The 12,901-nt window shown below is 42.8% G+C and carries 13 protein-coding genes; 2 read left to right on the top strand and 11 right to left on the bottom strand.

Features of this window, described 5'->3' with window-relative positions:
- Nucleotides 1–131 precede the first annotated feature (131 nt).
- The 9 genes from ID165_RS16960 to ID165_RS16920 form a co-directional block, all read right to left on the bottom strand.
- Nucleotides 132–1,103, bottom strand: coding sequence for a kelch repeat-containing protein (locus tag ID165_RS16960; RefSeq protein ID WP_192346296.1), 972 nt, complete (start codon nt 1,101–1,103; stop codon nt 132–134).
- A 121-nt stretch (nt 1,104–1,224) separates the two neighbouring features.
- A complete protein-coding gene (locus ID165_RS16955) occupies nt 1,225–1,518 on the bottom strand; it encodes a type II toxin-antitoxin system RelE/ParE family toxin (RefSeq protein ID WP_192346294.1) in 294 nt (97 codons plus the stop codon).
- Nucleotides 1,518–1,757 carry a hypothetical protein gene (locus ID165_RS16950; RefSeq protein ID WP_192346292.1) on the bottom strand — a complete coding sequence of 80 codons (240 nt, stop codon included), beginning with the start codon at nt 1,755–1,757 and terminating at the stop codon, nt 1,518–1,520. Before ID165_RS16950 ends, ID165_RS16955 begins: the two co-directional genes overlap by 1 nt.
- A 200-nt stretch (nt 1,758–1,957) precedes the next feature.
- Entirely contained in the window at nt 1,958–2,806 is an 849-nt protein-coding gene (locus ID165_RS16945; RefSeq protein WP_192346290.1) for a prephenate dehydrogenase, read from the bottom strand.
- Between the two features lie 6 nt (nt 2,807–2,812).
- Nucleotides 2,813–3,958: a pyridoxal phosphate-dependent aminotransferase gene (locus ID165_RS16940; protein WP_192346288.1), complete on the bottom strand. Its 1,146-nt coding sequence runs from the start codon at nt 3,956–3,958 to the stop codon at nt 2,813–2,815.
- Between the two features lie 155 nt (nt 3,959–4,113).
- Nucleotides 4,114–4,941, bottom strand: a complete 828-nt coding sequence (locus tag ID165_RS16935) for a prephenate dehydratase (protein ID WP_192346286.1) — start codon at nt 4,939–4,941, stop codon at nt 4,114–4,116.
- 3 nt (nt 4,942–4,944) lie between these two features.
- Nucleotides 4,945–6,186, bottom strand: a complete 1,242-nt coding sequence (locus tag ID165_RS16930; protein ID WP_192346284.1) for a 3-phosphoshikimate 1-carboxyvinyltransferase — start codon at nt 6,184–6,186, stop codon at nt 4,945–4,947.
- An 11-nt stretch (nt 6,187–6,197) separates the two neighbouring features.
- Entirely contained in the window at nt 6,198–7,241 is a 1,044-nt protein-coding gene (gene aroB / locus ID165_RS16925; protein WP_192346282.1) for a 3-dehydroquinate synthase, read from the bottom strand.
- Nucleotides 7,242–7,332: 91 nt separating this feature from the next.
- The gene (locus ID165_RS16920) at nt 7,333–8,430 is read right to left on the bottom strand and encodes a chorismate mutase (protein WP_192346280.1); all 1,098 of its coding nucleotides are present in this window, start codon (nt 8,428–8,430) and stop codon (nt 7,333–7,335) included.
- Nucleotides 8,431–8,977: 547 nt separating this feature from the next.
- Here ID165_RS16920 and ID165_RS16915 point away from each other — a divergent pair.
- Nucleotides 8,978–10,165, top strand: coding sequence for a proline dehydrogenase family protein (locus tag ID165_RS16915; protein ID WP_192346277.1), 1,188 nt, complete (start codon nt 8,978–8,980; stop codon nt 10,163–10,165).
- Nucleotides 10,166–10,238: 73 nt separating this feature from the next.
- A complete protein-coding gene (gene lysS / locus ID165_RS16910; protein WP_192346275.1) occupies nt 10,239–11,945 on the top strand; it encodes a lysine--tRNA ligase in 1,707 nt (568 codons plus the stop codon).
- A gap of 427 nt (nt 11,946–12,372) precedes the next feature.
- Here the strand turns inward: lysS and ID165_RS16905 are convergent, their stop codons facing one another.
- Both ID165_RS16905 and ID165_RS16900 read right to left on the bottom strand, forming a co-directional pair.
- Nucleotides 12,373–12,627 carry a Txe/YoeB family addiction module toxin gene (locus ID165_RS16905; protein WP_192346273.1) on the bottom strand — a complete coding sequence of 85 codons (255 nt, stop codon included), beginning with the start codon at nt 12,625–12,627 and terminating at the stop codon, nt 12,373–12,375.
- A gap of 12 nt (nt 12,628–12,639) precedes the next feature.
- Nucleotides 12,640–12,900: a type II toxin-antitoxin system Phd/YefM family antitoxin gene (locus ID165_RS16900; protein ID WP_192346271.1), complete on the bottom strand. Its 261-nt coding sequence runs from the start codon at nt 12,898–12,900 to the stop codon at nt 12,640–12,642.
- Nucleotide 12,901 lies beyond the last annotated feature (1 nt).

The following is a 12,901-nucleotide window of genomic DNA, read 5'->3' as shown; positions in this document are numbered from 1 at the left end:
GTTCTACTTTGTGGTTATTCAAAATGGAAGCCGGTTTTGAACAAAAACTGATTTTGTTAAGGGAAATTAAGGAATGAGAGATCAGAGAACCGAAGTGAAAAATCAATGTTCTTATTTGAAATCAGCAATGGTTATTCCCACTCCAGCACTTCCATGTCATTCAGCTCTGGCCCGCCGCCGCGGTTTGCACTTCCGGCAGCTACATACAGTTTGCCTTTGTAGTATATCACACCTGTACCGTGTCTTCCTTGATTCAGATCCGCTAGCCTTGACCACTCACCCGTTCTGGTGTCCAATACTTCCACTTCGGAATGTGATGCTTCCTGCACGGTGCTTTCGCCGTTCATTACAAGTAAATAATGCCCCTTTCCTATAGAAGACGTGCCTCCTCTTGGAGTCGGCAAGCCAGCTTCAACCGTGTTCCAAGAATTGGTTTTAAAATCAAAATAGTCCACTTCAGTAATCACGAGATCCAGAACTTTCCCTATTTCGGCATGGGAAGTCCTGCCGCCCGCAGCGTAAATTTTGTTATCCACGAGTACTGCACCAAAGTGATCCCGTGGTCTTGGGGCATCAGGAAGCACCGTCCATTCACCTGTTTTGGTATCATATTCATCGAGCCAAGGCACAAAATCAGCATAATGACCATCTACAATGCCGCAGACCATATAGATTTTATCACCACGTACCAAAACTCCCGCAGAACCTCTTCGCCTCTCTTCCGGGATTTCCGCCCCTTCCCGCCATGTGTTGGTTTTTGGATTGAAAACCAAGAAATGTGACAAAGGGGTTTCATGAGGATAGCCGCCTGTCAATGCTCCGATCACATAGATTTCATCCTTAAACGAGATGGCTTGGAAATGATGGAATTCTATCGGTGCTTCCGCCAAGGTTTTCCAGGTTTTTGTTTTCGGATTGTATTCTTCAATTGGTTTGATACCTCTTCCGCCCAAAAGGTAAAACTTGCCATCGCATTCTACGAATGAGTTTTCATGTCTGGGTAGCGGGTGATTGGCGGTTTCAGCTGTGGTCCACTGATCAGAAGATTGGGAAAATCCGACTGTGGTTATTAGCAAGATTGCTAGACTGAAAAAGTATTTCATAGAAATGTGTTTAGGTTTAATGAAGTTAATAATAAGGATTTTTGAATTGTTATATTTAAGTAACTGGTAGGAGATAATTCCAATAATTACTTGATAGGGTGTCTTTCTGTTGGATTGGTGATTATTTCGATGCCAGAATGTCGGGAGATTGTCTAGTAGAAAAAATATCAATAATTAGAATACGATTACCCTCTTCCAAATACAGGATTTTGTATTCTCTAACTATAATTCTATAGTATTTTGGATTGATATCGTCCTTCTGATATTGTTTTGCAAAGATAATCTTCTTCGGAGTTTGCAATAGATCAGCCCTTACATTTTTTGCTCCTTGCAACGATTTGTCTTTGTAATAGTCAAAAATTCCCTTTAGAGATTCCTTAGCTTGTTTAGACCAAATGATGCGTAGAGCCGGCATTACCAATTCTCAATTTCCTTTTCTAAATCTTCTTGAGAAAGAAATTCTCCAGAACTTATTTGTTGCTCTGCCTTTTCTAACCGGAGATTATATTCTCTTTTGGTCAATGGGGCACCCGCGGAAGTATAGGCGACAATCAATTCTTCTTCGAGCAGGTTGTCAATTTTTTCCAGCAATGATTCTGTGGAGACATTCATGATTTTTTGAATCACCTCAAGTTTGGCGGTTTTCAGATCCATCTTTCTAAGCTTTTGTACAAATTAACGATTTATCAGAATTATTGGGTTCACCTTCAATGGATTTCTGAATTATGCAGAGTAAAAGTGTGGAAATGGGTGTTTTTTTTAAAAAAAGCAGGCCTCAAAAAAAACGCCACTTGCTACTAAAGCAAATGGCACCTTTTTATGCCGAAATCAAAAATCTGAGAACCGAAGTTACTTTATTTCTCCAGATCCAAAATATCCCGAATCGAATTAATTTCTGTCATTTCTTCTGAAAGCCCTGCTCTATCACTTGCTACAATTTTCTGGCGGAAAGCGGTCAGGTTTGAAATATAACCGTCCAGGGCAGATAGAATATTTTCTTTGTTTTCAGTCAAAATAGGAGCCCACATCGCCGGACTGGATTTAGCCAAGCGTACGGTGGAAGCAAATCCTGATCCCGCCATATCGAAGATGTTCTTCTCGTCTTCCATTTTCTGCAAGACTGTTTTGCCAAGCATAAATGAAGATATATGAGATAAATGAGACACAAATGCCAAGTGACGGTCATGCTCCTCCGGATCCATAAATCTCAACTTTAGATTTAGCGCATCAAAAAGTTTATAAGCCTTTTCTTTCAATTGTAAGTCAGTCTTTTCCAGATCACAGATGATCATCACTTTGCGGTCCAACAACTCTGTAAACGCTGCTTTAGGCCCTGAATACTCGGTTCCCGCAATGGGGTGAGCCGCCAGGTATTGTTTCCTTTTAGGATGCTCTGCTACTAGAGCACAAAGTTTGGCTTTCGTAGATCCCACATCAAAAACCAAGGTGTGTTCACTAATTTGATCAAGAGTTTTTAAAAGCAAATTCCCCAAGGTATCAGCAGGAGTAGCCAGAATGACAATATCCGTGTCCGTGTCGGGGATATCTTTTGTTTCCTGAATGATTCCCAGATTTAGCGCATCCTGAAGATTTTTTTTGTCTGCATCGTTTCCTGTAATCAGAATTTCAGGGAATTTGTTTTTTGCTGCCAAAGCAAATGAGCCTCCAAGAAGTCCCAATCCGACAATGTGTAGTTTGTTCATGTGCTCTTATTTAATGCGGTTGATCGCTTCCAGGATCTTGAATTCCGGCATGCAAAGCGAAAAACGTACATAGCTTTCGCCTTCCGAACCGAAGATCTTACCTGGCGTGATAAATATATTTCTTTCGTATAATAGCTCGTCTACCACTTGATCGGCAGTTTTATCATCAGGGACTTTGCACCAGACAAATAACCCGGCGGCTTTGGTGTCGTACATCAAGTTGAGTTTGTCGGCGAGTTTCCATACCAACTTTCTGCGGTTTTGATAAGTGCTTTCAATGTCCGAAAACCAACTTTCTCCCAGATTCAGTGCAGCGATAGCCCCCTTCTGGATTCCCAAAAACATCCCGGAGTCCATATTGCTTTTCACTTTCAGTACTTTCGAAATCCAGTCCTCCCGTCCGGCAAGCAAACCCACACGCCAGCCGGGCATATTAAACGCCTTACTCAGAGAATTCAGCTCCATTGCTACCTCTTTCGCTTCGGGGATTGACAAAATGCTAATTGGCTCTTTTGTCAAAATATGACTGTACGGATTGTCATGAAGCAATACAATTTCATGTTTTTTGGCAAAGGCCACTAATTCCTGCAAAATAGCCTTGCTACCCGGTGCGCCTGTGGGCATATGCGGATAGTTGATCCACATGACTTTCACCTTGCTTAGATCTTGTTTTTCCAGCTCTTCCAGATTCGGTCGACCGGCTTTAGTCAGATCAATTGTATAGTAAACGGGTTTGGCATCCAGTAAATTGGTGACAGACGTATAGGTGGGATAGCCGGGGTTTGGAATTAACACTTCATCACCCGGATTTAAGAAAGTCATGCTGAGATGCATAATTCCTTCCTTTGAACCCATCATCGGCAGGATTTCCTTATTCGGATCAAGATTGACCCCATATTCCCCGGAGTAGAAATTTGCTATGGAAATCCTCAGTTCAGGAATCCCCTGATAGCTTTGATAGCCATGTGCCTGAGGATTGTCAGCAGTGCTTTTCAGTGCTTCGGTTACTTTTTTGTCCGGAGCCAAATCCGGACTGCCTATTCCTAGATTGATCACCGGTTTTCCGTCAGCTATCATCTGATTTACCTCACGGAGCTTAGCGGAAAAATAATATTCTTCCACACTGCCCACTCTATCTGCAAAGCCTTTCATGTGTGTATTCTTTTGATTTATTAAATGCTTAACAGCGTAAAAGAACCTATGTTCTTGAATTGATGATTGGGGTTCAAATTAGGTAATTCCCCCTTGCTTAAAGGGGGAAAGGGGAATTTCCTTATACTAAAACCCAATAAAATTCTAATAGGATTTCATTGTTTCCGACTCAAGTACTCTCCAAAAATCTTCACTTCACCAAAAGTAATTCGAATTTCTTCAATTGTCCGGGAGAAAATGACATGATCCTCAAATACCAAATCAATAAAAAACGCATACTCCCAAGGTTTTTCGATCACCGGAATAGACTGGATTTTGCTCAAATCAATTCCGTTTTCGGAAATTAAAGTCAGCAGTTTTGCCAGTCCGCCTTGTTGATTTTGTATAGTGACTTTTATTGATGCTTTATTAACTGAATTAGCAGGTTTTACAGCTTCTTTTTGAAGGATTATAAAGCGGGTAAAATTACTTTTCACCGTCTGAATATCCGCTGCAATGATTTCCATGCCGTAGATTTCTGCCGCAATCGTAGATGCTATTGCAGCGACTCCTTTGAGGTTTTCTTTGGCAATATCACGTGCTACTGATGCTGTGTCGGTATCTTCCTTGAGCCGGATATGAGGATGCTGCGCAAAAAAAGCCTTGCATTGCAGGAGTGCCATAGGATGCGAGCGGACTTCGGTAATGTCTTCGATAGTCTGTCCTGGAAGTGCCATCAATTGATGTCCGATAGGCAGGTAATATTCATCCCGAATGCTTAATCCATAGCGGTCTATCAAATCATAATTAGGTAAAATCGCTCCGGCTATGGAATTCTCTATCGCCATCACGGCAAAATCAGCTTCGCCATTTGCAACCGATCGTGCTACCGGCTCGAAGGTGGTGAAATCTAGAATTTCTATGACTTCACCGAAATTACGCAGCGCAACTTGATGGTGGAAAGACCCAAGTACGCCTTGAATGGCTATTTTAAGCTGGTTCATAGATTAGGATTGACTTACGATAGAAATTCCTGCAAGCCGGCAATGCTTCCAAAAGCTCGGATATGATTTATTCACCACGGATGGATCTTCTATGCTCACCCTCGTTTTGGTGATCAAAGGCATAAAAGCCATCGCCATTCTGTGATCTTCATAGGTGTGGATTTTCACTTCTGAAGGCATGGTCACTGATGGAATTACCTGATATACTTCAGGTTCTATTTCCTTTAAATCGGCATTGAATTTTGCAAGCTCCTGTTGCAGGGCATAAATCCTATCTGTCTCCTTTATTTTCAGACTTTCCAGTCCTGTAAAAGTTGCGTTTTGTCCTAAAATGGCGCAAGTCACGGCGATCGTCTGAGCCAAGTCTGGGCAATGGGTAAAATCCCAGGTTTTCAAGCCTTTTACCGGTTGTTTTTGCAATAAAACGCCCCCGTTCTGAAAAGTGCTTTTCACTCCCAATTGATCCATGATTTCCACTACCGCAGAATCTCCCTGCAAGCTGTTTTCTTTCAGACCGGAGAGAAAAAGTTCACCTGAATCAGCGCAAGCCAATAGACTGAACCAATATCCGGCTCCGGACCAGTCGCTTTCTACAGCAAAAGTAGTCGGATGATAGGCTTGATGGGGAACAGAAATTTTATTCCCGGTCCAGGTGTAGGTGATTCCGAATTGAGACATGGAATCCAATGTCATTTCTATATAGGAGCGGGAACCGACTTTGCCTTCCAATTCAACTTCCAATCCCTTTGGTAGCAAAGGGGCGATCATAAGCATCGCCGAAATGTATTGACTGGAAACGTCTCCCCTGATTTTTACTTTATCACTTTTCTGCTCCGGAAGGCCATGGATCGCAATTGGAGGATAACCTTCCACACCCAAGTAATGAATTTCTGCACCCACTGTCCTTAGCGCATCCACCAAAATCCCAATCGGACGTTCGCACATTCTTGGCGTTCCCGTCATCACCTTTTTCTGATTGGTGATCGCAGTATAAGCAGTCAAAAAACGCATGGTCGTCCCTGCGTCCAGCACGTCATATACAGGCGGGTTTTTCTTCAGCAGACTGATCATAGTCTGGGTGTCACGTGCTTCGGCAAGATTGCTCAGCTCATTTTTGCCTTCAGTCAATGCATCTATAATAAGTACACGGTTGGATTCACTTTTGGAAGAAGGAAGTGGGATATGGGTGGCCGAAAAATCTGATTTTTGAGCCAGATGAATCGTTTCTAGGATTTCAGTATTCACAATATATGGAGTTAGGTTTGAGGTAAATTTTGGTAGTAATGGATCGCTTCACGGATTTCTTCCCTGGTAACAGGAATGTTATAGGTACAATCACCAATGGAGTTGAGCAAAGAAAACATCAATTCTTTGCCTTCATTCTTTTTGTCTTGGAGGCAAAAATCCAGAACCGCCGGAATATCAGTTTCCAGAATTTCTATTTTGCCGTACACTTTCAAGAAGGCAGATTGAATTTGCTTCACTTCTGCCATCGAAAGGTTTGATTTTTTGTATGAAAGCCATGCTTCGCAGATCATGCCTACGGCAATGGCTTCTCCATGCAATAGATGTCGGGGTCCGTCCAAAAAGTAAGTTTCGAATGCATGGCCTATCGTGTGTCCAAAATTCAATATTTTTCGTAAACCGGCTTCTTTCGGATCTTCTTTGACAACAGCTTTTTTGATTTCCACAGAATGGTGAATTAGCGGTGTCCAGTAGGACTTCTTCCAGTGGTCAAAATCCAAACTCTCGAAATAGGTCTTGTCCCGGATCAGCCCGTGCTTTATGATCTCGGCATAGCCTGATCTAAGTTGTAACTCGGGTAAAGTCTTTAGGAATTCGGATGCTACAATAACCGTTTCAGGTTCGTTGAATACCCCAAGGTGGTTTTTCAGCCCTTCAAAATCCACTCCCAGTTTTCCGCCTACACTCGCATCCACTTGGCTCAGAAGGGTAGTAGGCATATTGATAAAGCGGATTCCTCTTTTGTAAATGCTGGCACAAAATCCACCCATATCGCCGAGCACCCCTCCTCCAATATTGATGAAAAGCGCTTTTCTGTCGAGTTGGGCTTCGGTCATCGCTGCCCAGATTTCCATGCAAGTGGCGATTGTCTTGTTCTTCTCCCCGGAATCTATCGTAAGAAAGGTGCTGTTGGAAGGGAAAACTTCTTCCACCAAGGGCAGACAATGCTCTTTGGTGTTTTCATCAGTTAGAATAAAAAGACCGGAGAATTTGAGCTCGCTGAGTACAGCAGTCAAATCAACAGACGCATTTTCAGAAAAGATAATTGAGTTCACGAAAACGAGAGTTTACTGAGTCTGAAACTAGAGTAAAAATCTGAGGAGAAACGTTCTCCTCAGATTTACAATAAGCTCAGTGATTATGAATTTACTTTTTTACGGGATCAGCTTCTCTAAGCTGCTTTTCCTGGCGCTTTACTGATTCTTCATGGATACAATAAAGTAACTCCCGCATAAATTTCTCGCTAAGGTTTTTCTGAACTCCCTTTGCGGTACGTCCCTCCATTACTTCTTTCCAGCGGTCAGACTGAAATACGGACAGGTGATGCTCTCTTTTATGTGCGCCGATTTGGTCGATCACGGCGAATCTCTCCTGAAGGATATCTAATAACTGATCATCCAAGTGATCCACAGCTCTTCTCAGATCATTGAGACGCTCACTCGGCTGCTCGGATTCTAGCGGTTTTTTGAAATCAATAGCATCCAAAATCTCTTTCAGACGGGCCGGAGTTACTTGCTGCTTTGCATCAGACCATGCTTTGTCAGGATCGTGGTGAGTTTCGATCATCAAGCCATCCAAACCAAAGTTCATAGCCTTCTGGGATATTTCCAGAATGCCATCTCTTTTTCCAACGATATGAGAAGGATCATTGATTACTTCCATTCCAGTCCATACGCGCTTCAAATGCATAGGCATTGACCAGTTTGGTTTGTTTCTGTATCGCTTGTCATATGCATCAGAGAATCCTCTGTGAATAGCTGCCAGTTTAGTGAGACCCACCGCGTGGAATCTTTCCAAAGCTCCCATCCAAAGATCAAGATCAGGATTCATCGGGTTTTTTACCATTACAGGGATATCTGATCCTCTCAAGGCATCAGCAATTTCCTGTACTGCAAAAGGATTTACTGTAGTTCTTGCACCTACCCAAACCACGTCCACATTATTTCTAAGGGCGATTTCTGCGTGGGCTGCATTCCCCACTTCCACAGTGATCGGGATATTCAGATGATGACGGACGATCTCCATCCACTTTAATCCTTCTTCACCTATCCCTTCGAAGCTTCCCGGTCTGGTTCTCGGCTTCCAGATGCCTGCACGAAACATGGATGGGATTACATTGTTTTCCTTCATCTCGATGCAGATCTGCTCGATTTGCTCCGGAGTCTCTGCAGAGCAGGGGCCTGCGATGATAGTTGGGCCTGTCAATCCTAGGCCCCAGTCTTTGATTTGCTTGTGTTCTTTCATACTACTGAGCTTTAAATGAAAAAAGCCCGACTCTTTCGAATCGGGCTTTATGTGTTATATTTTCTTTTTAGTTTAGGCTAGGCAATACACAACTCCGATTCGATTTTGTCTTCGAAAGTAAAAGTAAAAGAAGCTAAAATATGTCGCTGCTGTGTTTAACATGTGCCAAATGTAAAGTGGTGATTTTTAAAATCAAAATTAATTTTCTGCTGCCTATAGTATTTAATCCCCAACACTTCAGGAAATTTCCTGAAAACTTCTGCTTTCCAATAATAATGCGGCTATTTTCGGAATAATATCCTGTTTTTATGACAATATTCTGTTTTTCTGATTGTAAAATATTTTTTGGAATATGAGTATCCACATGAATGCACGTACCTGGTTTTATATGGAACCTCGCATTGACATGCCGCTATGTTTTACTTGCTTCATACCTAAAGGCGGTAGTCAGGCATGATTTCAACTCCCTATTCCTCACCTGAATTATCCCAACAAAAGGAAAGCAAAAGCAGTTTTTTTAATATCTTTGCAGCTTTATTTCCGGAATATGCCCGCCAAACCCACTATTTCTTTTGAGAATTTAAAGGTTGCCTTTGCATCAAAAAGTGATTCAGAACTCAGAAAAATGTACATGGTTTTTGCCATGTTGAACAATAAATTTGTCTCCAATCTCGGAATTGCCCTGACTAATTTGGGCTTTAGGCTTCATTTGCCTATAAAAGGGATTATGAAGCGGACGATGTTCGGGCATTTTTGTGGAGGAGAGACGATAGCGGAAAGCACATCGGCCGCACAGAAATTAGCCGAATACGGAGTGGAAAGCACACTCGATTATTCGGTAGAGGGAGAAGGGGATGAAGCAAGTTATGATCAGACTTGCGCCGAGATCTTGAAAACTATTGAGAAAGCGGAGAATCAATCGTCTTTGCCATTTGCTGTATTTAAGGTGACAGGGCTTGGTGATTATCAGATCATGACTAAGATGCAAGCGGGGGAGATGCTTTCAAAGGAAGAAAGCCTTGCGTTTGACCGAATGAAAAAGCGGGTAGATCAATTGTGCAGTACAGCTTTCCAAAAGGGAATAAAAATATTGGTTGATGCAGAGGAGTCTTGGTTTCAGGATGTGATTGATGAGTTGGCGTACGAAGCCATGGAGAAGTACAATCTAAAAACCTGCATTGTATACAATACTTATCAGATGTACAGACATGATATGCTGGCCCGTCTGAAAGCAGCTGAAGCGGTAGCAAAAGCTAAAGGCTACTTATTGGGAGCAAAGTTGGTACGTGGCGCATATATGGAAAAAGAGGCAGAACGTGCAGCTGAAATGGGCTATCAAAGTCCGATTCAGCCTAGCAAATCAGCAACGGATAAAGACTATGATCTGGGGGTGGGGTTCTGCATCGAACATGGTGTGTATCTGGTCAGCGGCTCGCACAATGAAGCGAGTAACCACCTGGTGGTAAAACTGATCGAGAAGCATGGTATAGATAAAAATTCAGATCGGGTATTCTTTGCGCAGCTCTATGGAATGAGTGACAATATTTCCTTCAATCTAGCTGATGCAGGATACCGAGTCTTGAAATATGTGCCATATGGTCCTGTGGAAAAAGTGATGCCATATCTAATCCGTAGAGCTTCTGAAAATTCCAGTATTGCAGGACAAAGCAGTAGGGAGTTTTCGTTGATAAAGCGTGAGATCACAAGACGGAAGTCGGAAGACCGAAGACCGTAGAAACCGACTTCGGTTTCCAGACTGCGGTCTTCCTGCCATAACAAACAAGAACTTAAAAATTCAAAACAATACAATGCAACTTTTGAGCGAACAGGAAATAGAAAGACGTAAGGATCGGGAAGAACTGATGAAGCTGGGGATCAATCCCTATCCAGCTGAGTCATTTCCAATCAATGTCACTGCGGAGGATATTCATCGTAACTATGAAAATCGCAAGAATGACTATAAGAGCATTTCGATAGCAGGCCGTTTGATGAGCCGTAGAATCATGGGTTCGGCCTCCTTTGGCGAGATTCAGGATGCTACCGGTAGGCTGCAATTCTATGTCCGCCGTGATGATATCTGTGAAGGCGAAGACAAGACGTTATATAATTCCGTTTTCAAAAAGCTCTTGGGAATCGGTGATTTCCTAGGCTTGAAAGGTTATATTTTTACAACTCAAACAGGTGAGATATCTCTTCACGTAACTGAGTTGACAGTGCTTTCCAAATCAGTAAAGCCACTTCCTGTGGTGAAAAGAGACGAAGATGGAAATGTACACGATGGATTTACAGATCCGGAGTTGAGATACCGTCAGCGCTACGTAGATATGACGGTAAATCCGGAGGTGAAGAAGACTTTTATCACCCGCTCCAGAATCATCACTCAGATGCGTCGCTATTTCGACGATCATGGATGGCTGGAAGTGGAGACTCCTATCCTTCAGGCTGTACACGGAGGAGCTGCGGCAAGCCCTTTCAAAACCCATCACAATAGCTTGGATATGCCGCTTTTCCTGAGAATTGCGAATGAACTATACCTGAAGCGGTTGATTGTAGGTGGATTTGATGGGGTGTATGAGTTTGGGAAAATGTTCCGAAATGAAGGCATGGACCGCACGCACAACCCTGAATTCACTTCCATGGAAATCTATGTAGCATATAAAGACTACATCTGGATGATGGAAATGGTGGAGGAAATGATCGAACAGGTGACTGAATCGATTCACGGCAAAACCAAAATAACGGTCGGTAAAAATGAAATCGAATTTGCTGGACCTTATAGAAGATTGACCATGTACGATTCCATCAAAGAATATGCTGGTATCGACGTCAGCAAGCTGGATGAGGAAGGCCTTCGTCAAGTCTGCGCTGATTTGGGCATAGAGACTGATGCGACTATGGGCAAGGGCAAACTAGTGGATGAGATCTTCTCTGAGAAGGTGGAAGCCAACCTGATCCAGCCAACCTACATCACGGATTATCCTATAGAGATGACGCCTTTGGCGAAAAAACATAGAACCGAGCCAGGTTTGGTGGAGCGTTTTGAGTTGTTTGTGAATGGAAAAGAAATCGGGAATGCCTATACCGAACTAAACGATCCTATCGATCAGCGTGAGCGCTTCGAGGATCAGTTGAAACTGGCAGAGCGTGGGGATGACGAAGCAATGGCGATGGATGAGGATTTCCTTCGTGCCTTGGAATACGGGATGCCTCCAACCTCAGGTTTAGGAATCGGTATAGACCGTCTGACTATGCTAATGACAAATAACACCACGATCCAAGAAGTACTATTCTTCCCTCAGATGAGACCAGAGAAAAAGCAGGTGGAAATGACTGAGGAGGAGAAAGGAATCTTTGAATTGCTTAAAGCAGAATCTCCAGTGGCAATCGCCGACTTGAAAGGGAAAGCTGGATTAAGTGGTAAAAAATGGGATGTAGCAATGAAAGGCCTTACAGGCAAGGGAGTTGCTAAAGTGACGAAGGAAGGTGATGAAATAAGCGTATCGCTAGTCGATTAATTCCTGAATGATATAAAAGTGTAAACCGGGCTGAGAGGCTCGGTTTTTTTGTTTTTAGCTACGAAGAAAGCGCAAAGACTTTTGCCGCTGTGGGTGTCTTCACTCACAGCTAACTGATATGGGTTTTATAATCTTTGGTCGGAATTTCATTTAATTCGGTAGTGAAATAATTGAGTGCTTCCTAATTCATGGATAAAGCAATTTATTTTGAGTATTGAACACGTGAGTGGAGACACTCACGTGGGCGTAGGCTAACTGATCCATCCATCTCATGGGTGGCTATTCAGTGTTCGACTGCTTCGCAGTCATTCCTTTATGGACATTTTCATGGGACAGAACATTGTAGAGTTCGCTGGACGCTTCTAATAAAATGTTTATCAAAAGTCTAGTATGAACTTAAGCGAAGATCTCTATAAACCCGGTTTTACTAATAATGATGTCTACACTGAGCAATCTCCAATGGGTCGTCTTTGACTCGGTACACCAGCCGATGCTCCCGGTCAATTCTTCGTGACCATGCACCGGATAGCTCGTGCTTCAGTGGTTCGGGTTTGCCAATTCCTGAAAAAGGAGTGCGTTGACATTCTTTGATCAACGAATTAATTTTCTTGAAGATCTTTTTATCTGTAGCATTCCAATAGAGGTAATCCTCCCAAGCTCGATTTGAAAAAATAATGTTCATCTGCTGGAAGTGCTATTCATCTATTTCAATTAGGTCTCTTTTAATTCCTCCTCCTTCATCCAATTCTTTGAGTGCTTCCATCAATCGTTCAGCATTTTTTGGGCTTCTCATCAGATAGTAGGTTTCCTGTAGTCCTTCATAGTCGGATTTGGATAGGACAACGACATCTTCGCCATTGGCTCGGGTGACATACAAGGCTTTCTGGTCGTTGACCACATCGTCGAGATGGGACTTCAGATTCTGGCGAAAATTAGAGTAGGTAGTGACATCCATG

The sequence above is a fragment of the Algoriphagus sp. Y33 genome (assembly GCF_014838715.1).
In the GTDB taxonomy this organism is placed as follows: Bacteria; Bacteroidota; Bacteroidia; order Cytophagales; family Cyclobacteriaceae; genus Algoriphagus.
This window is presented reverse-complemented; position numbering and strand designations above follow the sequence as displayed.